Annotated in this window: 11 protein-coding genes and 5 pseudogenes; 8 read left to right on the top strand and 8 right to left on the bottom strand. The window is 67.7% G+C overall.

Going from position 1 to position 26,689, the window contains the following annotated elements; genetic code table 11:
• The first annotated feature begins 455 nt into the window (after window positions 1-455).
• The 6 genes and pseudogenes from AB0G35_RS23830 (at window position 456) to AB0G35_RS23805 (ending at window position 4,611) form a co-directional block, all read left to right on the top strand.
• Window positions 456-1,226, top strand: coding sequence for a hypothetical protein (locus tag AB0G35_RS23830; RefSeq protein ID WP_360952914.1), 771 nt, complete (start codon window positions 456-458; stop codon window positions 1,224-1,226).
• 545 nt (window positions 1,227-1,771) lie between these two features.
• Window positions 1,772-1,903: pseudogene (locus AB0G35_RS23825) on the top strand (ABC transporter permease); the annotation flags it as partial.
• A pseudogene (locus AB0G35_RS23820) lies at window positions 1,896-2,264 on the top strand (ATP-binding cassette domain-containing protein); the annotation flags it as partial. The pseudogenes AB0G35_RS23825 and AB0G35_RS23820, both read left to right, overlap by 8 nt.
• Window positions 2,265-2,429: 165 nt before the next feature.
• A complete protein-coding gene (locus AB0G35_RS23815; protein WP_360952911.1) occupies window positions 2,430-3,419 on the top strand; it encodes a glycine betaine ABC transporter substrate-binding protein in 990 nt (329 codons plus the stop codon).
• A 382-nt stretch (window positions 3,420-3,801) separates the two neighbouring features.
• Window positions 3,802-3,987 (top strand): annotated as a pseudogene (locus tag AB0G35_RS23810) (transposase); the annotation flags it as partial.
• Between the two features lie 162 nt (window positions 3,988-4,149).
• Complete coding sequence (locus tag AB0G35_RS23805; RefSeq protein WP_360952908.1) at window positions 4,150-4,611, top strand: DUF5946 family protein; 462 nt, start codon at window positions 4,150-4,152, stop codon at window positions 4,609-4,611.
• Here AB0G35_RS23805 and AB0G35_RS23800 read toward each other — a convergent pair.
• The 3 genes and pseudogenes from AB0G35_RS23800 to AB0G35_RS23790 all read right to left on the bottom strand — a co-directional run.
• Window positions 4,592-4,720, bottom strand: a pseudogene (locus tag AB0G35_RS23800) (AAA family ATPase); the annotation flags it as partial. The gene AB0G35_RS23805 and the pseudogene AB0G35_RS23800 sit on opposite strands and share 20 nt — an antisense overlap.
• 241 nt (window positions 4,721-4,961) lie before the next feature.
• A pseudogene (locus AB0G35_RS23795) lies at window positions 4,962-5,324 on the bottom strand (hypothetical protein); the annotation flags it as partial.
• A 23-nt stretch (window positions 5,325-5,347) separates the two neighbouring features.
• A complete protein-coding gene (locus tag AB0G35_RS23790) occupies window positions 5,348-6,409 on the bottom strand; it encodes a hypothetical protein (RefSeq protein WP_360952905.1) in 1,062 nt (353 codons plus the stop codon).
• A 301-nt stretch (window positions 6,410-6,710) separates the two neighbouring features.
• Between AB0G35_RS23790 and AB0G35_RS23785 the strand changes: the two genes are divergently transcribed.
• Window positions 6,711-7,295 (top strand): DinB family protein, encoded by a 585-nt coding sequence (locus AB0G35_RS23785; RefSeq protein WP_360952902.1) that lies wholly within the window; start codon window positions 6,711-6,713, stop codon window positions 7,293-7,295.
• Window positions 7,296-7,399: 104 nt separating this feature from the next.
• Window positions 7,400-8,005: a transposase gene (locus AB0G35_RS23780; protein ID WP_360952899.1), complete on the top strand. Its 606-nt coding sequence runs from the start codon at window positions 7,400-7,402 to the stop codon at window positions 8,003-8,005.
• Between the two features lie 484 nt (window positions 8,006-8,489).
• Here AB0G35_RS23780 and AB0G35_RS23775 read toward each other — a convergent pair whose 3' ends face one another.
• From AB0G35_RS23775 to AB0G35_RS23755, 5 genes are all read right to left on the bottom strand, one after another.
• Window positions 8,490-13,094: a beta-propeller fold lactonase family protein gene (locus AB0G35_RS23775; protein ID WP_360952896.1), complete on the bottom strand. Its 4,605-nt coding sequence runs from the start codon at window positions 13,092-13,094 to the stop codon at window positions 8,490-8,492.
• Between the two features lie 96 nt (window positions 13,095-13,190).
• Window positions 13,191-17,300 (bottom strand): hypothetical protein, encoded by a 4,110-nt coding sequence (locus tag AB0G35_RS23770; protein WP_360952893.1) that lies wholly within the window; start codon window positions 17,298-17,300, stop codon window positions 13,191-13,193.
• Window positions 17,278-19,458: a hypothetical protein gene (locus tag AB0G35_RS23765; RefSeq protein WP_360952890.1), complete on the bottom strand. Its 2,181-nt coding sequence runs from the start codon at window positions 19,456-19,458 to the stop codon at window positions 17,278-17,280. The genes AB0G35_RS23770 and AB0G35_RS23765 overlap by 23 nt, the downstream gene beginning before the upstream one ends.
• On the bottom strand, window positions 19,455-24,356 hold the full coding sequence (locus tag AB0G35_RS23760; RefSeq protein WP_360952887.1) for a DUF6603 domain-containing protein: 4,902 nt from the start codon (window positions 24,354-24,356) through the stop codon (window positions 19,455-19,457). The genes AB0G35_RS23765 and AB0G35_RS23760 overlap by 4 nt, the downstream gene beginning before the upstream one ends.
• Window positions 24,356-26,392: a DUF4135 domain-containing protein gene (locus AB0G35_RS23755; RefSeq protein WP_360952884.1), complete on the bottom strand. Its 2,037-nt coding sequence runs from the start codon at window positions 26,390-26,392 to the stop codon at window positions 24,356-24,358. Before AB0G35_RS23755 ends, AB0G35_RS23760 begins: the two co-directional genes overlap by 1 nt.
• Window positions 26,393-26,689 lie beyond the last annotated feature (297 nt).

Genomic DNA, 26,689 nt, shown 5'->3' with positions numbered 1-26,689 from the left:
GGCACACATGACGGCTCCCACCGAAAGGTTTCCGCCACACTGGCTGACGGGGTAGGTGAGTTCACTCTCGCCTGTCCTCCCGGTCCAGGCACGGCGGTTGACCGCGCTTGCCGCCCGACCACGGCCCCACCCACCAGAGGCTGCCGAACGGAAGCCGCCCACCGCAGCTCCGCTCAAGTCCGCGCGCCTGTCGGTGCGCGCGCCGCGCGGTGTATTCAGCCGTTCCGCATGGAGTTGTCGCAAAACCCGTACTTTACTCCACGTTTACTTGCCCTTGACCATCGATTGCCAGTAGCGTCCGGTTCCGGTCGGCAAACCCCGCCAGGTCCGACCAAACGTCCGAGGTATGCCGCGCCCAAGACGTATCCGACCCCAGGCCACACCGCCGGTCGGGCTGACCACGCGTCACCTACTCGACGGCTCCCACTGAGCCATTGCCTCTCACCGGAGGATGCATGCCCTCTCGTATCGCTGCCGCACTCGCCACCTGCACGCTGAGTCTCGGGGTCCTCGCCTCGGGCGCAGCCGTTGCTACAGCCGCCCCGTCGACTCCCGCCACCGGGCCCGCCGGCGGCGCGCCGTCGCTCCGGCCGGCGGTCGACGCACACGCTGCGGCCGTAGACCGGTGCAGCTACCAGGTGGTCCGCTCCCACGACTCCCGCTACGTCTACTCCGTGACGGAGGCTGCCGCCGGCGCCCGCGAGCTGAAGATCCAGGAGGAGGACGATGTGCGCTTCCCCGACGGCTGGCGCAAGGCCACCCAGGTCGATACGTGCGCGGGCGGGGACGGCCAACCGCCCACCGCACTCCGCGTCACCGGGAAGTTACAGAACCCGGAGCACTACGATCCGTCCGTACCGCGGACCATCCAGAGCGACGTCCTCAAGCCCGCCGCCACCTCGGCGATCCCGAAGGCACCGGCACTGGCGTCCGTCGACCGCCTCGACGCGACCACCGTCCGCGTCACCTGGAAGCACGCTCAGGGGAACCCCGACCAGGTCATGCTGATGGAACGCAAGCCCTTCTACAGCAGCGAGGTCGGGGTGTGGCATCCGTATACGTTCCAGCGGAACGTACCGGCCGGGGCGACCTCGATGGACCGCAAGCTGGAGCGCCACCCCGACATCCCCCCGACGGCTCGCACCCACGCCTACTGGATGCGCGTGGTCAAGGGCGGCTTCGTCAGCGACCTGCGCACGGAGAAGCCGGTCACAGTCGAGCCCTAACCGTCTGCCGACTACGCGCAACAGCCGCCATAGAAGCAACGGCCAGGAATGTTCATCGTCATGTCGGTGGTGAGGGCTCTCCCGACCGAGCACAACAGCCACTGCCCTTGCTCGGCCGGGCACACCAGTCCACGCACTCGTGGGTGCCGCCAGCGAGGTCGATGCGGATCAGGTTGCCAGCGAGGTCGATTGATCAGGTCGTGGCAGTCAACTACTGCCGCCAGACACCCAACAGGCCCCACCGGAACCTCCCGGTGGGGCCTGAAGGTCACCATCGCTCACGAAGCGATCACGGACCGGGCCCGCCTCGATCCGCTACTGGGGGCCACGCTCCCAGGAGAAGAATTCCAGCTGTCCCGGCTCACCCGATACCGTGCCCTCACCACCGGGGGGAGTCATGTCGGATGCCGGGATGGGTCACCGGTTGGCGAGCAGTGCGAGTTAGCTGAGCCGGTGATGCGGCTCCCGTCGGGCGCGGCCCGCGTACTCCTCGCCGCTGGCGGGGGGTGGTGACATGCTGTGCCGTTTGGTGGCACGCTCGCATCAGCCTGGGCAGTGCGAACACACTCAACGAAGTACTGTCGGGGACGCCCGGAATCGTCGTCCCAGCCCTGCCGTTCGACGCCGGGTACGTGCTGATCGGACTGCTCACCATCTCATGGGGGATCCGTGGCTGACTCTGCCGAAATCGTCGAACCGACCTCCCCGGCGTCCGGCGCCGCGGGCTCCGGCGGATCCGCCCGATCCGCTCAATCCGCTCGATCCGCCCGAGCCGCCGGGCCCGACCAGCCGGCTGCCGCCAGCGCGAGTATCCGGCTGGACAAGCTCACCAAGCGCTATCCGGGCAGCCACGCCCCGGCCGTGGAGGACGTGCCCCGGGACGAAGCGGCCGGCGAAACCGTGATCCGTGTGGGGCCCTCGGTCTGCGGCAAGAGCACCACCCTCAAGATGATCAGCCGACTGGTCGAGCGGACCTCGGGGCAGGTCACCATCGGAGGCGAGGACGTCACCGGCATCAAGCCCGTGGCGCTCCGCCGCACCCTCGGCCACGCCATCCAGGCCACGGGTCTCTTCCCGCACGTGACAGCGCATGCCGCGGCTGGTGCTCGGCTCCGTACCGACGGTCGCCATGGCGCTGATCATGGACTGGCCGGGGGCGCTCGTCGCGTTGCTGCTACGTCCACGCGGCCTGGAGGTGGACCGATGCGCCTGGCCCGGGTACGGGCGGCCGTCGCGGGCGCCGGCGCCCTGCTGCTCGCCGCCACCGGGCTGAGCGGCTGCGGACTGACCAGCGGCAGCCCGCTGGCCGACTCGGTACGGCCCGGCTCCATCGGGAAGGGGCGACCGCTGGAGGGCGCCCAACTGACCGTGACGTCAAAGGAGTTCACCGAGCAGATCATCCTGGGCCAGATCATGGGGCTGGTCTTCAAAGCGGCCGGCGCACAAGTCCTGGACCGGACGAACATCCAGGGCTCGATCGGTGCCCGCGAAGCGGTCAAGTCCGGTGCGGCGGACGGGATGTACGAGTACACCGGCACGGCCTGGATCACCTACCTCGGTCACACCAAGCCGGTCGTCGACCCGTACGAGCAGTGGGAGGCCGTACGCCGGGAGGACCGCCGCAACGGCATCACCTGGCTGCCCGCCGCCCCGCTCAACAACACCTACGCGCTGGTCGCGAACGAGGCGAATGCGCAGAAGTACCGGCTGCGCACACTCTCCGACGTGGCACGTCTGACGAAGAGAGACCCGGGCGCGGCGACGATCTGCGGCGGAAGCGAGTTCTCGGTGCGCGACGACGGCCTGCCGGGCGTGGCGAAGACGTACGGATTCGCCCTCCGGCGCGGGAACTTCAAAAAGATGGACGACGGCGTCGTCTACACCCAGGTCGCCGAGGGCGCGGCCTGCGCCCTCGGCGTGGCGGCCACCACCGACGGCCGCATTCCCGAACTCAAGCTGAAGGTGCTGGAGGACGACCGGCACTTCTTCCCCAACTACAACGCGGCACCCGAGATGAACAGCGCCACCATGAGGAAGTACCCCGCCCTCGCCGACCTCCTCACCCCGATCACCAAGCGACTGACGGGGGCGCAGGCCCAGCGGCTGAACGCGCGGGTGGACGTGGACGGGGAGGACCCGCACGAGGTGGCGAAGGACTGGCTGGTGCGGGAGGGCTTCATCCGCGAGGACTGACAGACGGAAGCGGCCGTCAGCAGGCACGCCCCGAGCCAGTACGTGTCCGAGGACCGCGTGGCTTGTTCCCCTGCTGCCACCCGTGTTAGCCGGTTGTTAGCGGAGCGACAGCTTCGATAGTGGCCCAGACCAGGGTGGTTGACGTACCGAGCAGACAACGACCCGACCGCGCCCTGGGGGGACCTGAAATGAGCTCCAGCACCACTGCCCGCGCCGCCCGTCGCCGTACCCTGCGCATTGCCGCCGCGGCCCTGACCGCAGCCGCCGGCCTCACCCTGACCGCCTGCTCCGGCTCGAATGCCGCCGACGCAATCCGGGCACTGACGTGTCAGCGGCACCCGCCATCGCCCACGCCATGACCTCAACTGATCATCTGCTGGACCTGATCCAGAGCCGGCCGGGCAGCAAGCACCACCTGATCGTCGACCGGCGCGGCACCCCGCTCGCCGTCGCGCTGACCGGCGGCGTCCGCCACGACGTCACCCAGCTCCCGCCGCTACGGGACCCCGTCCCACCGATCCGTGACCTGCGCGGCAGACCTCGCCGACACCCCCGTCGGCTCTTCGCGACCGCGGCTACGACTGTGGAGCTGGCGGGAGGAACCCGTCACGGCTGGTCCCCGTTGCAGCGACGGGAGACCGCCCAGCAATGACCATCCCGAACGCCAGTAGGAGTACTACGCTGTATCTCATCTCGACGTTCAAGAAGGTGGAAGGTGGAAGGAGGAAGCATGAAAGCCTGCGCGGAGTGCGGTGTGTCCATGGATTCGCGATCCTGTGACGACCTGTTTCAGACCTTGCTCGCGTTGGACCACGCTCGGCAGGCACCATGGGGGCCGTTGCACGGTGTCTCAGTCTCTTGCTTCTTGTTCCAGCACCCCAGCCAACTTCCCTCCGACGATGGTGCGATGGCCTGGGCGCTCCTGCACGCATATCTCGATGGCGGCCTCGATGAAGTGAACCAGCTTGTCGGTCAGGCCCGTCTTGGCAACTCCCATCGCGTGCGGAGCATCCCTTCCCGAGTCGTCCGCGACGTGGCGCTGCCGCGACGGGACGCGCCGCCATCCCGTTTCTGCGTCACGATCGAAGATGTGGCTGTCGACGGGACGTTCCCCGCTGAAGGCTTCGCGGAACGCGTCAAGGCTTGGGCTGCCGCCACGGTCGACGCATGGAGCCGTCTCCGGCCACCGTGATCAGGTCCAGGAACGCCGCCTCGATCAGCGAGGTCCTCCCCGTCCCCGGCGGCCCGTACAACAGCACCCCCACTCCCGCCTCGCGCAACCCCGAGACGCCTTCGCAGTCCCGGGCCCGCTCATGGCTGGGGCGGATGCGGCCAGGGACCGGCACTCACTGCATCGAGCGCCCCTCACCATGACCCACTCTCACCGGAGCCGCCCGGCGCTGCGGGCGGCTCGCGTGGATCTGGCAACACGACGTTCGTGGCAGCAGGTCACGCCGGGGCGTGGACCGCGGTGCCGCCGGCCCAGCTCGACATAGCCGCAGGGCTGTCGAATCGGGCGACGTAGAGAAAACCGCGGACTGATCAACAGGCCCAGCCCCTGCTCGGCCGGTTGGGGTCGAACTGCTGGACCTTCGAGGCGAGGTTGGAGCCGTCCGCAGCAACGCCGTGAGTTTTGCGGAGGCACCCGATTGCGGCAGCTATCGATGCCACAGGATCGTAGATGTTCACCGACGTACCGGGAACGTGGTGCGCTGCGAACGACTGCGGAATCAGTTGCACGATACCCCGGGAGCACTGGAATGGTGCCAGCGCGCCATTCATCTTCCGGGCCGGCCCACTGCGCCGTTGACCGTCTCCGAAGTCATGGACCTCGCTGAAGCCGTGCGGCGTTATGGCGTTGCTGTCCCACAGGTTGCAGACATTCGGGTTGCCGGATGCCTCGCGCGCGGAGGCAGTCTTGAACCCCCTTATCCAGTTGCTGTTCGCGGGAACTCAGCCATCGAACACCCCTGCGTGATCCAATCCTCAAGGGTGCCATCGCCCACGTGCCGGTCGAACGTCACTTCCGTCGGGTCGATTTCCCCTGACACGTCGACGGTTGTGCCGCTCGTCGGCCCGCCCGCAGGCGTGGAACCGACACGGACCTGGAACATTCCAGAGCGCTGCCCGAGTTCCTTCAGCGACGTTTCGCCGGGTATCCCCGTGGCATCACCTTCGGCGAAATTCAGCACCGTACGACGGAAGTCGTCATAGAGGGACTGAGTGGCCTGCTCGAAGATTCCGGTTGGATCGGCCACCACCATATGCATGACCTTCTCCAGGCCCTCCTGCACAAGGGCAACATCCGCCTTCACGCTGGCAGCCCCGGCCGGCTGCGCCGCCTGCTCCTGGGCGCTGTGCGTTGCGGCCCACACCACCTGGTTCATGTCAATGGAAGGCAGTGCTAGAGCCGGCGTCGAGCCGGCGCGCACGTGGAACAGCTCTGACCGCCTTCCCAGTTCGACGAGCGATTGGGTCCCGGGGACGCCCGTGGCCTCCGCCCCGGAGTAGCCCAGCTTTTCCTTGCGGAATGTGTCGTAAAGCTGCTGCGTCTCGGCTTCGAACACACCGTGCGGGTCGCCCGGGGCGACACCCATGACCTTTTCCAACGCGTCCTGCACCAGCGCCACATCATCGGCAGGGTTGCCGTTGCCCGCCTCCGCCGCCTTTTCTTCGGCCACGGAATGGGCGGCCGCCCAGATGAGCTGGTTCGAGGACACCCATGGCAACGCGGCTTCCGCGGGCGTCGTAGGAGGAGAGCCGACCGCACCGGATGAGGCGGTGGCCTCGTACGTGAAGCCATCCTTGCCCTTCAAACCGGGATCAGCCGTGACGACCCCCTCCGCGAAGGCCGGCAGCCCGTATCCGTAGAGGTAACTGTCCCTTCGAAGACGTGTTTTCAGGTACACACCATTGCCTTCGGCCGAACCATTGGCGTTGGTGTTTCCTTCGATCGTGTACGCGTGATCAGCGTCGTACTTGTAGACCAACCCGACGTGACTGCCTCCCCCGGACCGAAGAACGCCAGCGCCCCGATCGCGGGATAGTGCGAGAATCTGTCCTGGCTCCTGTACCAGTTGACAGCGGTTACACAAGAGGCGGTGACTGGAGCGAGGCTTTGCTCCTCGGCCTGTTGGAACGCCCACGACTGGAAGGTCTCACACCACGCCTGGTGTTGTGACCACTCCAACCCAGGAACGGCGGGTGAGAACTTGCCGCGGCTCTGCCAGTCGTTGCGGACCACGTACGGGATCTTGAGACCACGAGCAGCCCATGGCAGGCTCATGCCGCATGATCGATGAATTCGCGAAAGACAACCTGCACGGGAGACTGCGGCGGGACCGCAAGGCGCTGCTCTGGAAACTCGACGGCTTGTCCGAATACGACGCCCGCCGGCCTTTGACAGCGACCGGAACCAACCTCCTCGGCCTGGTCAAACACGTGGCCACCGTCGAGGCCAGGTACTTCGGCGAGGTCTTCGACCGCCCTTCCCCGGAACCGCTGCCCCGGTGGCAGGACTCCAACGGCAGCGATCTGTGGGCGACCGAGGACGAGACCCGCGATCAGGTCATCGGGTTCTACCGGCGCACGTGGGAACACTCGGACGCGACGATCAACGAGCTTCCCCTCGACGCCCCCGGCCACGTGCCGTGGTGGCCGGAGCCTCATGCCGACACGAACCTGTTCGCCATCATGGTCCATGTCCTCGGTGAGTCCATCCGGCATGCCGGGCACGCCGATATCCTGCGCGAGGGCCTCGACGGCCGGACCGGGTTGCGCGCCGAACATGAGAAGCAGATCGACGAGGAAGCACGTGCGGCCTACCGCGCGAAGATCGAACAGGCCGCCAGGTCGGCCGCACCAATCACGGCTTAGAGGTTGTCTCACGTGACGCGATGTTGGTGCGGCATGCTGCCGGTCGTGGGTGCTGATCTATCGAAGCGTCTGTTCCTGATGAACTGTGGGAGCTGGCCGCCCCGTTGCTGCCGTCGTTCGCTGCTCGTCCGCCAGGTGGTGGGACCGCTCCGTGTGACGAGCGGGCCGTGTTCACGGCAGTGGTGTACGCGCTGACCAGCGGCTGTGCCTGGCGGCATTTGCCGCCGACCTCCGGCACGTCGCCCGCCGCCGCGCATCGCCGCTTCACGGTACGAACCGAGGCCGGCCGGTGGCGTCGGCTGCGCCGGGCCGTGCTGAACGAGCTCGGGGCCCGGGACGAGGTGGACCGGACCTCGGCGATCGTGCGGCGGATGAGGAGTTCGGCCAGGTCGGTCGCGGTGCGGGTACCGGGCAGCGACCGTACGAGGGCTATCGCGTCCTCGGTGCGGCCGTCCTGGGCGAGGAGCCAGGCGACGGTCAGCTCGCGGTCCTCGGGCTCGCCCGGTGGCAGAGCCTCGACCTCCGCGATTGCCTCCCGGGCGTCGCCCGACTCTCCCGTCAGCCGCCAGCGGTTGTCCCGGAGCCAGTATTCGTCGTTCTCCGCGAGGAACTCAGGGCTGCGCCCTTCCGTGAGTTCAATGGCCCGGTCGTACCGGCCGCCGTGTTCGGCGAGAGGGAGCATGGCCGCCTGGAGCAGATTCCCGTCGTAGAGGTCGTCGAACGTGCGCTCTACCGCCTCGACACCCTCGTCGAAGCGGCCCTGGCGGAAGAGTAGCCCCATCAGCATGCTCTCGTGCCAGCCCGGATGCCCGGACGCGATGAGCCCGCGCAGGTGCGCTTCCGCCTCCTCGCCCGACCCGCGCTCTCCAAGGCCGTCACATAAGGGGTGTCGGGCGGCGCTCGGGTGGGTGCAAGCCAAGGCGTGAAGTTCCTCGATCCGGCCGTGGCGGGCCAGCAGTTCAGCATAGAAGTCGATGGTGTTCCGCACCCCGTATCGGCGTGCGGACACGTCCTCGCCGAGCAGTCGGATCACCTCGTCCACTCGGCCGGTCCGCTCAAGGACCCGGGCCGCCGAGCGCGCCGCCTGGGCGCTCACCGCCTCTGCCATCTACACCTCGAACGACAGAGTTCCCCTCAGAGGATTCGCGATGCTCCTAAAGTAGGCCAACGAAGGTTCGCGGTCGCCTGGCGCTGCTACATCTGGTGCAGGTTGAGCTGGACCACGCCCGCCAAGGTCAGCCACTCCTGCTGGCAGCCGTCCTTCTTCTTGCCGGTCTCGTAGACCTGCCCCAGGAACGCCCCGGCCAGCGGGTCGCGGATCCGCCCGACCAGTTCTTTGGACAGCGTGGCGACGCCCACTTCGATTGTCGCCCCCTGCGGCAGGAGGGTCTGGCCTGCCCAGTAGGTCACGACCACGTTGGTCTTGTACTCACTGAAGCCGGTCCAATTGAGTTTGATGTAGTAGTCGCCGTTGGGGGGGATCGGCGTCTTGGGAACGTTGACCGATTTGCCTGGCTCTGGCCCCAGGATCGAGAACGCGAAGTAGGCGTCGGCCGGCATATTGGTGAACGCTAGTCCGACCGTGAACAACCCGCCCTTGGCCGGCCCCTCCAGAGACATCTTCTTCTGCCAGGTCTCCCCCATCTTTGTGGGAACTTCGCAGGTGTTCTTCCATCCCATATTGGGGTGTTTGAGGGCGAATGCTGCCAGTTCATCCATGCTGCTGATGCTGCCGATGATGTCACGCGGGTCGGTTGGCGGCTCGACGGGCGAGTTCTCCACCCATGCGATCACGCAGTAGTGGCCGGTGACCGGCACCGCATCCCAGACGAACGGCGGGTAGGTGAAGTTGATCTCGTTATGCAGGGAAGACGTGACGTCGATATACCCGTGGCCGGTCTGCAGCGCCGACAGTCCCTTGGTTGACCAATTCTTTGGCCAGAGCATCAGCGAGGCGTTGCCGTTGCCGTTGACGTAGTAGAGCCAGACGCGCGCCTTGTGGGGCCCGTTGACCGTGTTGAGCCCACGGACGTAGATGTAGTTGTTGGCGCCTTCCTTCGAGGTGAAGATCGTGACTGGGGAGTCGTTCCCGTAGCCGCGGACCAAGGTTTCGGCCGGGTCTGGCAGATACTGCTGGCCGGAGGGCCAGATATCCGGGCATCCCGTCCACGTGCCGGTCTGCGCGCTGTCCGGGGTTTGGCCCACGTGTTTGCGGATGAACAGCCCCTGGTAGGTGTCGCCGCCGGTGCCGCTAGAGCTGGACAGTCTCTGGTAGGTGTCGCCGCCGGCCCCGCTAGAGCTGGACAGCAGAACCGCACCGCCAGTTGCCCCTGGGCACGCCTGGGTTTGGCGGATCACGCCGAGACTGCCGCTACGGGTGTTCGCGGTGAAGATCTGCGACGCGTCGGGGGTGACCGCGACTCCCCACGGCATCCGCACGCCCTTGCTCCATCGGATCGTCTGCACCAGGCGCAGCGAGGTGGTGTCGAAGATGCGCAGCCCGGCCGTGATTTGGTCGGTGGCGAGCAGCCGGCTCCCGTCTGGCATGACCGCCAGGCCGGCCAGTGCGGTCCGCCCGTTTGCAGGCAGCACGACGCTGCGCATCGTGAGCGTCGCGGTTTGGATCTCGGCGAGACTGCCGTAGTCGGCTTCCCCGCACGCCACGTAGAGCCGACTGCCGTCGGGCGACAGAGCTGTCGCGCTCGGATAGTGGCCGACCGGCAGGGGGCGGCCGGACAGCGCGTAGGTTCCTGTTCCGTCACGGGCGACGACCAGCAGGTTCCCGGACCCTTCATCGGTGATGTAGGCCTGTGCGCCGTTCGGCGCTGCTGTGAGGGTCAGCACCGATCCTTCCTCGACAGTGCTGAGCACGGTGGCTGTACCCAACGGGTCCCAGCCGGGCGGCGAGTCCTGGTGCCGGTAGACCGCCAGCTGCACCGACTGCGCCTGCTTGTTTTTGACTTTGACCAGTACGAATAGCGTGCTGCCGTCTCCGGAGACGGCGAGTGCTACAGGGCGGCCTATTGTCTGGGCAGTCAGGTCGATGCTGTCCTTAATGGTCCAGCTGTCGGTGTTCACCAGATGGACGGCGGGGTGGCTGTCATCGATAAGGAAGAGGGCCTTGTCCGCGGCGGCCGGGTGGTAGGCGAGGTCCGCCACGTTGGTCCCTGGCAGCCGCTGGGTCACGGTCTCAGAGGCGATGTCGTAGGCGAACAGTCCGTTCGACGGGCGGCCGAGGTTGAACGTCATCAGGGCGTTGTGCCAGCCCAGTACCGTCCTGCCGTCGGGAGAGACGGTCACGTTGGTGGGCTGGCCGCCAATGTCGGGCAGCTTCTCGGAGGGGGAGGGCTCGTACTGGGCCAGGGTGGCCACCAGGAACCCCGCGGTCCCGCCGAGGAGTACCAGTCCGGAGTCGGGGGTCACCGCTACCGCGCTCGTGCCCGAGCCGACGTCAATGCCCGGCTCCAGCACCTTGCACTGATCCGGCGTGCCGCCCACCGCCAGCAGCGACACGAAGTTGCTGTTTTTGCTCGTGGCCACCGCATAAGCCCCGGTCGGCAGGATCGCGAGTTGCTGGGGAGCGGGGCCCACCGTGAGAACCTTTCGCCGCGCCTCAGGTTGCACGGCGTTGATCGCAGTGACCGAGTTGGTCGCGGGGCACGTGACGAGCAGCACGTTGCCGTCGGTGGTGACGGCAACGTCCTGGGCCGGGCCGACTCCGGTCACAGGCTGGCCCAGTTGGTGCGTGCCGTCCGGCGCCCGGCCGATCACCGAGACCGTTCTGTCAGCCGAGTAGTTGGCCACGAAGACCCGTGCTCCCGAGGGCAGCACCGCGACACCCCGCGGCGCGGGCCCGACGGGCAGTGCACTGATCACCTCAAGTGTCTTGCCGGTGGACAGCACGAAGAGTTGCCCTGGTTGGGTGCCCTTGTCGACCGTGACGTATAGGTATGACCCGTCCGGGGAGAGGGCGACCTGCTGCGGGGTGCCGCCCACGCGGATGGTGGCCGTCTCGGTGAAGCTGTAGTTCGGCGTGCCGTCGACGTGGGCGACGGAGAGGGCCGAGACGGTTCCGGAGCCGGAGTTGGCCACGTAGAGCATCGTGCCGTCGGCGGAGAACACCATGCCGGTCGGCTTGCTGCCCACCCGGAGGTTGTCGCTCACCGGCTGGTAGATCATCGTGTCCACGGCCACCACCTGGGAGTCGCCGTCCGACACCAGCACGTAGCTCGCGTTCGGCGGTGCGGCCAGGTAACGCGCGGTGTTCACCGGCCAGGCCTGGACCTGGGGGGTGAAGGCGGAGACCACGATGCTGCGCTCTACCGTGGGGCTGCCGGACTGTCCGAGTGGCAGCAGCGTGAACATCTTTGGCTCGGTTACCGGTTTGGTCACCGTCCCGGCGGCGGCGTAATGGGCAGGATCGGGCGGGCCGGTCGAGGAGCGCAGTTGGAGTGGCCCGGCGGTGTTGACGTTCCAGCTCAGGGCGACGTCGCGAGGCAGGTCCCGGGCGTAGACCGCGCTCGGCTGGGCAACAAAGGAGTTGATCACCGGCAGCACGTGCGCAGTGGTGTTGGCCAGGGCGATGTTGCCCATGTTGGCGAGGCAGGTGCCCTGGGCTGTCAGGCTGATCGGGGTGGTGTCGGTGATCGTTCCTGTGTAGCTCGTCTTCCCGGTCACGTCGACGTGCCACGGCGCGAGCGTCATCGTCCCGGCGTTCTGTGCCGTCCAGGCGATCGTGACCTTGGCCTTCCCGTTGCTGAGGACCGCCGGATGGGGCGTCACGGTGAGGGAATCGATGCTCACATGGGCGTGCTTGGTGATCAGCACGGTGAAGACGCCGTCCGCGTAGCCGGGAAGATCAGAGTAGGAGATCAGCGCCACGGTCGGCCCGGCCTGGAATCTGGTCACCAGGTTGTCGGCCAGGAAGCCGACCGTGGCCCTCGGACCGGTGGAGATGATCGGCCTGGTTGTCGGCGGCCGGAGGGTCCAGGACGGGTTCTGCTGTGACGGGTTGGGGGTGAGGGTCCAGCCTGCGGCGTTGGTACCCGCGCTGACGCGGACCTGCCGGGCCTGGTCGGGAGTGCACAGCGCACCGTATCCGGATGGGTCGGTTGCGTAGACGAAACTGAGGTTGAACTGGGTATCGGCCGTCGGAGTCACCGGCCTGCCGCGCGGCCCCGCGTAAAAGGCGAACGCCAGCTGATTGGCGACAGTGTCGTACCCGGTCACGCTGTTGACCACGTCCGGGGTGACCAGGGCCGGCATCAGGTCCTGGCTGAGCTGCTCGCCTTCGCTGGGCGGGGTGGCAAGTGTGACGCCGAAGTGCGTCGGGAGGGGCAGGTTCTTGAGGGTCACCGGCGTTACCCGGTAGACGGTCATGAGCAGCGAGGCGCTTGAGCCTGGTGCATGGGCGGCGGCGAGCGGGCCGATCTTGATCTTGACCAGTGCTCCTCCCGGTTCCATCGAGAGCTTTTCTTTGGGCGTCATGCCGAGGATGCGCTTGACGGGAAACGGGACGATCGTCCAATCTGCGGCAGGCGGGGAAATGGCGCTGAATTCCCGGTCCGTGAGGTTCAGCGGGGTAAGGTCGAGATACAGCAGCGAGCCGGTCGCGGTGCCCGCCTGCGACTTGTCGACCACGGTGGCGGCGGGTGTGAACACCGTCGGCCCAGTGGCCGTGCTGCTGATCGTGAGCGTGATGTCGTTGACCGACGCGTCGTCGGTCACGTAGACCGTGCTGGTCACGCCGGCGTTGTCAATCTCGAAGCTCAGGGTCGGGGGGGTGGATTGATCGGTCATAGCAGAGTTCCTCCTTGTTCTGTCCCGGGAGGGCCATTCGCAGGCGATGGCAGCCTGGTGGGCAGCGCGGCCGGGGAGAAGCTGGGACAAAGGGCCTCAGCGGGGTGATGGCGCGGGTGTCTGCTGGACGGTCAGCGTGTGGGTGAAGACACCGTCGTCGATGCCGTCGATCGCGTAGTAGTCGGCCCAGACCTGCGCCTGGCTGATGGAGGAGCTGGGCACCAGGCCGGATACGGCGATCTCCAGCCGGTCCGCCGGGGCGAGGGTGACCGCGACGGTCGGCGCCGCAGCCCAATAAGCGCCGTACTGGACGCTGGAGAAGCTCTGGAAGGCCCAGCCGGGCGCGCTGAGCGTGATTCCGGGTACCGCGTCCTGAGCGACGAGTGTGCCGAAGTGAAGATAGAAGACGGATCCTGCCGGGGCCGTGCCCTCGCTGACGGGCGTGCCCGGCTGGAACGTCACCGACCGCTGCGCGTGGTTGGTCACGGTGAGGGTCAGCGCGTTGGACCGGCTGGCCTTGACCGTCGGTCGGCCGGTGGTGTCGGTCAGGGTGAACTCCATCAGGATCGGGTTGAGCCGCAGCCAGCCCTCGCGTACCTCCTGCGGTGTGTACGCCCACACCGCCTCACCCGACGGCGTGGTGATGTCCGCGGTCACCGCCCAGTCGGGGTGGCCCTGGTCGTCTTGACTGGTCTCGACGTAGGAGATGGTGTAGCCGCTCGCGGCCGGGGTGGGGATGGCCAGTCCGCCCGCGCCGCGCAGCACCGGCGCGGCGAACAGCGACAGGTCGAGTGCGCTCACGGCGGCCTGGCTCTGGTCGGGAGGCAGGCTCAACGCGGCCGTGGGCAGAATTCCCGTGGTCGCGTGCACGTGGGCGCGTGGGTCCATCAGCATCAGTACCCGCTGGGTGTACGGCGTCAGGTCGGGCGGTTCCTGCCTGCCTTCTGGGTCGAGCGGCGGTGTGGGCGTCAGGTGCAGCGTGTCCTGAGCCGGGCGGACGATCCCGCTGGTGGCCGCCGGATCGGCGCCCTGGGAGTAGAAAGTTGTCAGGTCGTAGTCGCCGCCCAGTGTGGCCTGTTTGTAGAAGCCGATGAGCCCGTCATGCAGTTTGGCCAGGTCGCCGAGGATGACCGGGAAGCCAACCTGGGTCAGTCCGGCGTCGGAGTCATTGCCTACCCGGTCCCAGCCGAGGTCGATATGGGCTGCGCCCTGCAGTTCCAGGCGTAATGCTGCCGCCACGATGGCGACTGGCCGTCCGACGAGCAAGGACAGGTCGCTGTCGGTCGGCAGCGGGCCCGGCTCGATGGTCTGCCCGACCGTGTCGATCAACTGCACCATCGCGGTGAAGTTCGCTGCGGTCGCCTTAGGCCCGCCCAGAGCCGTGGCAACCTGGCGCAGTTGCGGGTTCTGGTAGGCCATGGTGGTGGCCAGGTCCTGGCCCAGTGTCGAGGCGTTGCCTGGCGCCGGCTGCCAGCCCACTGGTGCGTTGTCGCCGTGGGTGAGGAACAGGGTGCCCAGCTGACGGCCCTGCTGGTCGTAGAGCGCGAGTGAGTCGTCGAGGTGACTCGGCATCAACCAGCCGCAGACCGGCGAGACGGCCGGATTCCCGGTCATCTCCTCGGTCCCGGTACCGTCGGTGGCCAGCCAGTGGAACGCCAGTCGGCTCGGCTGGGCGATCCGCGGCGGGAGACAGGCCACCGACGGGACGTTCTTGCCGTTCGAGACGGTCGTCATGGACTGGGCGCAGGTCAGCTGCGGGATTTGCACGGCGCGTTTTCGGCCGAAGACGTCGACGAGGGTGAGTGAGAGTTTGAGGTAGCCCGCGCGGAGCGGGTTGAAGTGGCTGCCGAAGCCGGGGCCGCCCGCCTGCGGCGCGTCGCCGATGATCGGTGCGACAGTCTGGGTGAGGTCTTGGTAGTCGCTGCCGTTCGGGACCCGGACGCCGAGTTGCACGCCGCGCTGGCGCATGGTGAGGGCGTCGGTCAGTCCGTTCAGCGACGTGACCACGAAGCCGGCCCCCGAGGTCAGCTCGGAGAGGATGGCACTGAGCGTGGTGTCCGAGTGTGTGGCCAGGTGGTCGGTCAGCGCCTGGGTCAGGTGCTGGGCTGGGGTCGTGGTGAGGTTGCCGCTCCCCGTGTATTGCTGGGGGAATTCTGCGGAGGCCGGGTCGACCGTGATGCTGCCGGGGTCGCCGGATGGGGCGTAGTTCAGCGTGCCGCCCGCGTCCTGATCGAGGCGGAAATTGGCATTGATGACGGTGGTGTCGTAGTCGACCGATGTGCCGCCGGACTTGGTCGGCTGCAGGGGCAGGTAGTCGACGCTCCAGTAGGCGAAGAGGGGCAGCCACTGATCAGGCGTCCACCAGTTGACACCGACCGGCGAGGGCGGTGTCCCGGTCGGGGTGCAGGTGTTCTGTTCCTGGTTCTCCAAGTTGCGCTCGAGGGCGCCTTGGAGGGTGGTCGCGCTATGCCCGGTCAGGTTGGCCAGCAGCGTTGTGGACAGCAGGCAGGCCTCCCGCAGCAGCGCGGTGAGCAGGCCCGGGGTGGGCAGTCCAGTGGGTGCCACGATCCCGGTCAGGGAGTCGGCGGTCAGTGTGGTCTTCCCCACCGTTAGGGCGGTCAGGAGTTGGCTGGCGGTGCGACACTGCAGGTAGCCGTCGGTGGCGAAGCGCCCGTCGCCGCCGTAGCGCGCCGGGAAGCTGACGGCGTCACCGGTGATGAGCACGGCGGGGTCGGTCGGCTGGACGAACGGCTCGGCTGGCCTGGCTCGTAGCCGCATGTTCGGTCCGAGTTGGTGGGAGACCTTGGTGTACTGGGTACTCGCCGCGGTGGCCAACTCGTCGCGCTTGCCGGCTAGCGCCTCCCAGTCTCCGTAGCGCTGCTGCGCGATCGCGTAGGCGTCGTTCTGCTGGTCGGGTGCGGCCATGAAGATTCGGTACCAGTCGGCGAACAGTTGCCAGCGGTACCAGTCGGTGTGGAAGGCGCACTGGTCGGCGTGCCGGCGCAGCACGTTGAGCTGGTCGAGGTCGGCTGCGAGCGGGGCGGGCACGTTGATCAGCTCGCTGGGGTCGGATGAGGAGTCGTCTGCGGAGACGATGGAGTAAACGGTTCCGCCGGCGGTTCGTGCGAGGCGCTGGTCGTGCAGCCGCTCCAGCAGCCGGGTCAAGCCGCCTGCGGTCGGCTGTGTGAAGGACTCGATCAGCCCCGATTGGAGGGCTTCGAGGAGGGTTTCGAACAGCGACAGGCCGGGCTGGTACTGGGCCGTGAAGTAGGCGGCGAGCGCCTCGGTGGCGGTGTTGCCGATCGCCGCCTGGGCTTGCAGCGGCTGCCGGGTCTGCTGGCCGTGAATGTAAGCGGTATGCGGGCTCCAGCCGATTCCCTGCAGCACGCCCGCGTAGATGCTGCCGGAGAGGGCCTGGTCGGCGGGTGTGAATGTCCAGCCCCGCGCCGTCTCCAGCTGCTCAGGCGTGGCATCGGGGGTCACTGGGTCGGTATCCGGGTCGTGGTACCAGCCGATGATGCTGTACGCCAGCTGCGCGGGCTGCGTGGCCGGGGGGGTGAGATCATCCAGGGCGTCCCGGAAGCCGAAGACGCCGCGGCAGCTCGGGTAGTAGGCGGCGAAGCCCACCTCGCCGTTGCAGACCGCGTTGAGCGGGGTGCCCGCCGCCTCGGTGATCGCCGGGCCGTTGGTTGCCCGCAGCGAGGACCAGCCCTGGCTGACGTCGTGCGACCGGCCAAGGTAGCCGAACGCCTGCGGCAGCTGCGGGCTCGGCCGGACCGGCAGGGTGACCGACGAGACGCCCGCGGGCGGCGGGTCGGCGGCCAGGGCGTCACTTTCGATCAGCCACGAGCGGGTGACCGGGGCGGTGCCCTCGATCACAATGCGGGTCACCAGCCAGCGGTTGGGCACGGCTGGGAAGTCGAGCTCGGCGCCGGGGCCGCCGCCCCGGGTGAGCCCGTCGGGCAGGGCCCAGTGCAGGTGCACCCCGGACTCGAGCTGGTGCCACGGCGGGTCATCGAAGCCTCGTGTGACGTTGTCGCCGAGGAAGGCGGCGTGTGTGTGCGTCGCCTGCTGTTGGTAGACGGCGGTGGCTCCGGCGAACTGGCTGGTCGCCTGCTGCTCGTCGTCTTCGCCGACGCACAGGCCGACCACGTCGACCGGCACAACCAGTGTCGTGGTGTTTTCAGTTGCTTCGGCGGAACTCAACTTCCACCACTCCCTGTACCAGTTGCAGCGCGAACTCCGCTGAGGTGAACACGCTCAGCCCTTGTGAAAATCGCGAGTTCAGAACGTCCTTGATGCCGGTGGCGCAGACTGCGACCTGCAGTGTCCGATGGTCGGTGCGGGCCGGGACCGGTGCCTGGCCCTGTGACGGGCCGTACTGACGGCCGGGTGTGGTGCCATTCACCTGGCGCAGCGTGGTGGTGAGGTTGCCCGGTTTGCCTTCGACCCCGCAGTGCAGCTGTCCCGGTGGCTCGTGCAGGGCGGCCACCTCGACCACCCCGTCGAACAGGCAGAGCAGGACATCGGTACCAAGGCGGACCGATCGCAGCACGTTCAGGGGTGTCTGCCGGTCCACGTCGGCCCAGGCCGCGGCCGCGGCGGCCGGCCAACCGGCGATCGCCGCGGAGCGCAGCAGGAACCCGGTGATAGCGCTGTCGGCGGGGGCCTGGGCGGGCAGCGGATTGGGGCGGATCTGCCGTCCGCGGTCGCGTACCAGCGTGCGTACCGCGTCTTGGGGGGCCGCGTCGAAGCTGGTGTGGGCCCCGGCCCGGCCGATGCTGAGCGCGCCGTCCACCAGGGCGTCGCTCCAGGCACGGTCGAGGTGGAACATGCGCAGCGACTCGGGCGGGAGCATGCGTTCGTCGGGCACCAGGTAGCTGAACGGCACGCCGTCCAGCAGCGCCAGCCGGGCGAGCCAGTCCACGACCGGGTCAGGCGGCTGTGGGTCGGCGAAGGTCAGTCGGGCGGCGCGGGAGCCCAGTACGCTCTCGAACGCCCCGGTCAGCACCTGCTCGCAGGCGGCTTGGTCGGCCCTGGCCGCGGCCGTGGTGCGCAGCCGGCTGCGCCAGTTGTACAGCGCCACGGCGAAGCTCCGGCTCTGCAGCCCGAGCAGTCGCCCGAGCTGCCATGCGGCTGCGTAGGAGACGTCGAACATGCCGGTCTGCGGGTCGTAGCGGGTGACCGCGTCCGGGCGGGAGGCCGGGGTCGCCACCGTCGTGGTCACCGCGAGCGGCGTCAGCGGGCCGCGGTACCAGGAGGCGGTCCGGCCGCCGTGGCGCAGCCGGTGGGTCAGCGGCACATAGCCCAGTGCCAACGCGTGGTTTGCCAGCGTGATGGCCTGCGCACTGGTCAGATGCCCGTCTGCCTGGTCGTTGAGCGCCTGCTGGACCTGTGCCGCGGTCGGCCGTGGGCCGGTGAAGGGCAGCTGCAGGCTGGAGATAGTGCCGTCCTGGTCGTCTGGTGCGGCGTTGACGCCCTCCAGCAGCTGGGCGAACGTGGCGGCCTGCTGGGCGGCGGCGGTGAACGACCACCAGCGGTAGGTGACCAGCCGCACGGTGGTGATCCCGTCGAGGGCTGGTGCCGGGCTGCCGTCGGCGGCGGGAAGCAGCGGAGCCATGTTCTCCAGCGACACCAGGTACGCGCAGGCGGTGATGCCGTCCTGCGGGACGCGGTTGCCGAGCACCACGGCCAGCGAGCTGGTGTCCTGCACGGTGTCCTGCGTGTCGACCGTGTCGGCTTCCCGGATGTGCGCCAGGAACGGCAGGTCGGCTCTGGCGGGCGCGATCGAGCTGAACAGCGCGGCGTCCAGGTCGATCGTCATGCAGGCGTCGTCGGGGGTCTCCCCGTAGTCCAGCGGGTTGAGGCCCGGGCACGAGGCGAAATCCGCGGGCAGCGCCCCGGTCCCGGTCACCGACGAGCCAGCCACGGTGATCGTGGTCCCTGCCGGGATCAGGTCGCTGGCTGTGCGCCGCACCGGAACCGGGGCCTGACCGTCATCGATGAGCAGGACGGCCAGCCACGGCGCGGTGGAGTCGCCCGGTACCGAGGTGCGCTCCCATGGCAGCGTGCGCCGGCTGAGGAGCACGTGCGGCAGGACGCCGCTCAGCTCGCCGGCGGCCAGGTCGGGCGGGAACACCCCTGCCAGCTCTTTGGGGTCGATGGAGAACCGCTCGCCGGCCACTGCGAACCGGCGGGTCTGCACGAAGGCGGCCTGCTGCTGATTGGTGATCTGCTTGGCGGTGATCGTGTACTTGCCGGCCTTGATGGCGGGTTCCTCGTTCTGGATGAACGTCACGAGCCGCCCGGACGGCGCCACCGTGCGCACGGCGGCGGCCGGCTCGGCCCGACCGGTTGCAGTCATCGCTGCTCCCCCAGTAGCCGCAGAACCGGGCGGGCAAGCAGGTCATAGGCGGCCTGCGTCAACAGCTCCGTCACGTCGATCTGATCCTCGTGCGGGACCTGGTATCCCTGCGCGGCGATGGCCGCGACAAGCTGGGTACGGACGGCCGTGGGTCCGGCGGCGCCGATCGTGCCCCACACGGTCTGCTCGTCGAAGGGATCGGCCGCCGGGCCGGCGCTATCGGTCCAAGCGAAGGTCTGGCTCGGCGCGACGACGGTGTAATCGAGATCCTCGACACGGATGGGCAACGTGCGGGAGCGCACGGCGCTGTATGGCGTGATGGCGAAACCGACATAGACCCCATCCACAGTGGTGGAATTGAGTGGGTCCAGTCCGACCGGCACACCCTTGCCGTCGAACCGGCGGGTCTGCCACAGTCCGGTGGGCACGTTGCCCAGCACGGGGGAAGCCTGGAACAGGCTCGACTCTTTCGTGGCGATCTCGATGACGTGGGTGGATGTCAAGTCGCCGCTGCCCACTCCCACCGGGCCGACACCGAAGTCCGTGTTCGGCTCAGGCACGCCGGAGGCGAGCTGCATGTTGTGGCTGAAGGTCCAGTCTTTGGTGGGCACGGCCGACTGGGTAACCAGCCGCAACTGTTCTCCGTTGACCACCCAGTTGAGCTCGCCGTCGGTGTCGCTGAGCCGCTTGAGAAGGCCGCCCTGCACCACGATCTGGACGATGCCAGGCGCCTTGTCCTCGGTGGTCTCGTCGGCCGTGCCAGGCAAGCCCCCGCCCGCCGCGACCATCATCTGGAGAGCGTCTCGTCCCCGGGAGAGCGGGCCGTACCGGGCCACCTGCGGCGCCGGGCTCTGCGGCATCAGCTTTTCCAGGAATTTGCCCCAGCTGATGGTCGTCCTGGAATCCGGCACGCCGCCACCGAAACTGATCGTGAAAGAGATGATGGACAGATCGACAGTGGCCCGGCCGGCGAACTCCGGGCCCCAGATCTCCAGGGCCACCCCGGCGTGGATGCTCGCGGTGAACGAGGTGAACAACAGCTTGACCGTGAACGACGCGCCGAGGTGGATCCCCGCCGACAGGTAGTAGTGGAAGGGCTCGAAGACCAGCAGGAAGTCGGCCTGGACCTGCCACCAGGCCCGGATGCCGCCGCTCTGCCATACGGCGGACCACCCGCCACCGGTCATTACCGCGCTGGATGTCAGCGCGAAGTACAGGTCGCCCTTGAGCGCCAGCTGCGGTGTGACCTGCCAGTTCACATCCAGGCGGGGCACCACAGGGTAGTGGAACGGCGGGTGGAAGCGCGGACCGTAGCCGCCGAGGGTGAGCACGAACTCGCCCTGGTGCTCCCCGCTGAACCACATGGCGAGCGCGAAGCCACCGGTCAGGTGGCAGTCGCGGGACAGCACGAACGACTGCGGAGTGAGCCGGCCACTGACCGACAGCAGCCCCTCCGCCGGCACGAAGGCCGCCTTCAGCTCCAGCTCGGCCCGTGCCACGGGCGGGGACGGCGCGGGCGGCAGCTGCACCGTGGACACCCCGAGCAACGCGATCTCGAACCGGCTGCCGAACCCGACGGTCAGCAACGCGAAGGAGTCGACGAGTTGGAAGGAGGTGAAGTGCACCCCGACCGCGAGCCAGTAGTCCCCCACCGACGGGGCCACCACACCGGAGGCCGACAGCTCGCCGATCACAGTCCTCACCGTGTCACCGATCGCGGTGGCATCCATCGGCGGCGGACTGCCCGCGCCCTGCGCCCACTGGACCAGCGGAAACGTCGCCACCCGGCCGACCGGCGGGACAACCAGCCTGCGATTGAACCCCAGGCCGGCCGCCAGGCCCGTAACGAAGAAGAACGCCGGACCGCCGATCGGATAGTCGAGCACCGCGTAGAGGAAGAACGAGGGCTGCCCTTCCACCTCGGTGTAGCCGCCGAGCGCCACAATCTGCAACTGCTCGACCCCGAGGATGAGCTCCCCGTAAAAGTTGACCACCGGATCGGTGCTGCCCACCAGCGCGCCACTGAGCTCAACCGGTCCGTTGTCGTAGCTGACGGCGAGGCCGTCGATGGAGAACTCAGGCCTGAAAGTGACAAGCGGCGACCCGACACCGAGGCCGAGCACCGAAATCGACAGCCCCCCCACACCGAGCCCCGCGCTCATCAGGACGTGGAGGATCCCGCCCTCCTTGTCGGTTGAGCGTTCGTAGCGGATCCACACCTTCTCAAGGGAAACGGGCCCGTATTTCTTGTGCAGGTCGTACCACACAGTCCCGTCCGGTGACGTGCCCGAACAGACGATGCTGCCGCTTGCGGCGGCGGCCGCGCCGTCCACCGGGGCCGAAGACGTCGCCGCCCCGGCCACCGGGGCCAGGAGCGCGGCGGACACCGACGAAGCGCCGCTCAGCGCCAGTTCCAGCGGCATCGTGTCGGAGCCCAGCAGCAACTTGCCGAACAGCAACACCCCACCCGCAAGCGGCGCCTGCGGCAGCCTCGGGTAGCCGGTCGGGATCAGCGCGTTGAGTACCGCGGCGTCGGAGGCGGTGCCGGTGCCAGCGAGGTCGCCCGACACGATCCAGCAGCCGAACTCCGGGATGCCGTACTGGCCGGCGTCCGGCAGCAGGTCGCCGACCACCGGCAGGTCGGCGAGCCTCACGTTCAGCGGCAGGTCGACCGCGAACGCGAACCGCCGATGCGCCGTCCCGCCGCCTGGCACGTTCGCGGTGACAAAGACGGCGGTGTAACCGGAAGCGGTCCTCGCCGCGATCGACAGAGCCGCCGACGGCACGTCGTAGACGAACGTCATCGTTTTCAGCGTCAGGTCAATCGCCGCCGGGATCGGGGGAAGGTCGCCGAACCCGAAGCAGCTCGCGAGGTCGGTCAGGCTCAGGCCGTGCCCGGACCCCGACGTCCAGTCGGCGGTCAGCTTCCCCCGGGCGAATGTGACGTCGAGCTTCTCGGTGGTCGCGTCCTCCTTCCTGATCGCGAGAGTGCCGGTGAACTGGCCGGTGTAGCCGGAGCTCGCGCTGGCCAGGTGGATCGCGACCGTGATGTCGAGCTCGACGCCAGCGATGTGGAACGTGCCGTCGCAGCGGAAGTGGAAGTCCGTCGGGCTGCCCGCGGTGGTGCCCGAGCTGAAGGCGACGTCGATGTCGGAGATCGTGAGGCCTGCGAGTGCGTCAGAGGGAATGGCCGTTACGCCGAACTTGTCCGCGAGGTCGGTGATGAGGTCGCCGACCTCGATCTGCGCGCCGTGCCCGGTGGTGCCTTTGAACGACCACGCACCCGACCTGTCGAGGCCCGCATAAATCTTGAGTGGGACCCCGGCCACCATCATGGCCGTCGTCAGCACGCCGGTGAACGGCGTGGCCGCGCCGCTGGTGTAGCTGAATGTCAGTGTGAAGCTGTTGAATACGAGCTTATCGAGCAGAGGCCACGGCGTGTTCGACCTCGCGGTGAAGGTCATCGACTTGCCCGGCACGACGGTCAGGGCGGCGGTGTCGAGAACCAGCGCGGGCGCGGCGGCCGGGATCTTGACGAATCTGGACAACAGCTTGGCGGCGAGATCCGTGAGGTTGAGTTTCATTCCCGGCGGCAGGCCGCCGCTGAAGGCCCACGTCGCCGTCGCGGGATCCTTCTGGCACACGAAGTACAGTCCGGCCTCGTCAGTGAAGCCGAACACCGCGGTCAGGGAGCCGCCGACGCTCTTGGCGTTCCCGTCGAGGCCCGCGAGTGTCAGGTCGAACGCCAGCTGCTTGACGGTCAGGAATCCGTCAATGATCGACCAGGTCGATGTCGTGGTCGCACGGAACCTAACACTGCGCAGGGACTGCGGGCTGAGCGTGAAGCCGATCAGCAGCGGGTCGATCTGAATACAGGGCAGGTTCGCAAGTGCGCCCGGTAGGCTCTTGGTGAAGCCGGAACCGCCAGCCAGCGTGAACAGCCCCGAAAGGCTGGGCAGCGTCACACCGCTGGTGGCCGGGTCGAGGCCGACGAGCCAGCTGCTCGTCCCGCCCGCCGAGACGTCGGCCTGGACGAAGACCGGGACTTTTGTCCCGTCGATTTCGACCGTGCCGGTCACCACCGCAGTGGCGTCGCGGGTGGCGTCGTCGGTCGGGTTCCGCAGCGTCAGCGCGATGTGCAGATTCGGGTCGAGGACGAGGCCGGACGTCAGGGTCCATCCGTTCGTTACCATGAGCCCGACGCCAATCTCGGTGACGGTCTCGGCCGTGGCGTCGAAGGTGATCGACAGGCTGCTGATTGCGAGATTTTCGAAGATCCTGACCAGCTCCGACGGCAGGAACTGCTCCAGCGCCTGCCCCCCGAGCAGCGCGACGAGTTGGCCGGGCGTGACCGGATGCCCCGCCGCGTCGGCGGCCTGGAAGGTCCACGGCCCGCCGTCCCGCCGGGAGATCGTGATGGGAATCGAGCCGGCCGTTTCGCCGCTAAGCACGATCGAGGCGGCGAATCTGTAGCTGACGGCGTTGTACGGCTCGGCGACGGTCGCCGAGACGCTGACGTCGACGATGTCGATCCACGAGACGATCGGCAGCGGCGTGGGCGTGCCGGAGACCAGGGTGCCGGTGACCGAGACGGTCACACCCACTCCGTTCGGCGGCGCGGGGCCCGCGCCGTCCTGGCCAGTGGTCGTTGCGAAGGTCACGGCCGCGGCGACGCCCGCGTAGCCGAGCACTTCCGCTGTCCCCCTTACGGTGATTGTCCCGCTGCCAGACGTCCGGCTAGCGTCGGCCAGGGTGTACGACTGCGCGCCGATGACCGACGTGAAGAAGGCGCCCACGACGTCGATGCCGGCGAAGTCGGCCGCCGCCAGGGTCAGCGAGCCGTCCTGGGCGACGGGCAGGCCCTCGACAGTGGCGATGATGTCGTCGATCTCCGCCATCAGGCGAGCGCCCCGCGTTTGTTCGACACCATGGGGGTGTTCTTGTTGTCCTTCGGGAGCGTCAAACCCGTCATTGTCGTCACCTCCTCCATCAAAGCCTCGACGCGGGCTTCGAACTTGTTCGTATCGTCGAGCGCTTCGACCTGCTTGACACAGGCGGGCGACGCGGCGAAGTAGATCAGCCGACGCGGGTTGGTGCTTTGCTGGACCGTGGGTGGCGGCGGCTGGTTGTTGTTGACCGTCACCTGGAACGGCACTGACACGACCTCACCCATCGAGTCGAGCAGGTCCATCGAGCCGATCCGGTGGTAGAAGACCGGGATGTCGAAGTTCTTGATGTCGGTCGCCGCCTGCGGCGCCGTCATGGCGACGAAGTAGGGATCGACGTCCGGATCGGTCGTCCGGTCCCTCCGATACTCCGCGAACACGTCGGTGAGCTTATTGCGCATCACGGTATTGACCCTGCTGTCCAGCACCGCCGGCCGAGGGCCGTCCGGGGCGTAGACCTCTTGGCGTGCCTCCTTCCACGTCTGCGTACCGACTGGCAGCACCCGGACGAGCACGTTGTCGCACCGTTTGAACCACGCTTTGAACCCTCTATCGCGCTGGATCGCCCGCAGCGTGTTCATACCGTTCTTCAGCCCCGCCAACAGCGCGGGGTGGATCGGCACCGCCTCCCGGTTCGGGTGCTGCTCCCAGAGCCGGTTCTGGAACAACTTGATCGGGTAGCACAACCCGATATGCGGCGGGCTGCCCGAGGCAACGCCCCACAGCCGCTTATGGCCCTGCAAGCGCTCGACCTTGAAGCCGCCGTTCTCGGGGTCTAGCAGCAGCGTGCCGGCGACGTTGCACGGGCGGGTGAGACATGCCTCCAGGTCGATGAGGTGCGGCTGATAGCCCGTCACCCTCACGTTTTCGCAGTGCAGGTCGGTGAGCGAGAACGTGACCGCCAGGGCCAGCAGCTGCCCGCACTGGCGGTAGAACTTGTTGACGATCGGGTCCTTGGCCTGACCAGGGAAGATCAGGTAGTCGCTGGCGCCCAGCGGGTAGTAGTTAAAGAAATGCCAGCCCATCCCGGTGAGCGCGTAGCCGAGGTGCTCGATATAGCCGTAGGCGTCCTGTACCAGGCCTGCGGGCGCACCCCTCCCGGACGTCGTCGTGCGCGGCAGGATCCGGTAGGAGGGCAGCTCCTCGAGCCCGGCGACGCGGCTAGCTCTGACCTCGGCGTTGAAGATCTCGACTAGGCTCCGCTCCATGAATGGGGGAAAGTCGGGTGAAGCCCTCGCACGGTTGACCGCGGCGGAGTCCCCCATGATCAGGCAGTCGATCTCGACGTCGGCCGGCTTGTAGACGAGCTTCAGCGTTGAGGTCTTCAGGGCAAAGCCGGAGAACGACCGCGTGTCGAAGGTGAGGATCAGGACCTGCTGGCCGCCCTTGTGGAAGTCGGACCCGGTCGACGAGATCTCGCGCAGGGCGTCCAGCGTCAGACGGGGGTACTTGTCGGAGAACAGTTCGGTAATGGCCTTGCGGTCGTCAATGATTCGCTGACAGGCCTTCTTGAGGTTTCTTTGGAAGTTCTCGGCGATCCTATCGAGGGCGATTCTGGTGAGCGGGTACTTGTTGAAGAACGCGGTGACGTTGTCTTTGTAGGTGTGCGTGCCGGCGAAGACGTCGGTGTCGAACCAGCCCTCATACGTTGTCGCGCCGGTCGCGGCCATCTCCTGGTTGACAGCGCTGCAGATCCATTCGTCCAGGCTGCCGGCCAGGTCGTTGAGGAGGCTGCCCTGAGCGAGCGCCGGCTTCACGAACGGGTAGGCCGCCGACCCGAGCCCGCGCCCGGGCGGATCGGCAAGCGTCTTCGTCAGGAACGTCTGGGTGGCATGCAGGTGATGCACGTACAGCGCTGCCCGGTACTGCCGCTCGATCTTCAGCTGGGTCTGCAGCTGGCGCGTGTATCCGGGTAGGGAGGTGTCGTCGTCGAAGACCAGCGACACCCCGAGGCTGTCGAGCTGGCTCTGGAGGGTACCGATGTTCACCAACTGAGCACCTCTCGACGTCCGCTCGATTAGGCCGAGTCCGGGTCGTTTGCATCATTGCGTGCCCGCTACTCCGGCGACGGCGCCGCGCCGCGCGATCGACAGAAGCAACCCTGCCGGATGCACAGCGGCCTTACCGGGCGTCCTGCTCAAGCTACGGCCACGGCCGGATCCCGGGCCCCGCCCGTCATGGTCACGAACGCGGCAGGCAGTCCGAATCTTTCGCATCATTCATCTAGTACTCCAGTCAGAAATCGTTGCCTGAGCTGGTTGGCTTCGTTGTTCAGGGCATGTGTC

Source organism: Streptomyces sp. NPDC021749 (assembly GCF_040640655.1).
In the GTDB taxonomy this organism is placed as follows: Bacteria; Actinomycetota; Actinomycetes; order Streptomycetales; family Streptomycetaceae; genus Streptomyces.
The sequence above is the reverse complement of the archived record's forward strand: the minus strand, read 5'-3'. Positions and strand labels throughout refer to the sequence as shown.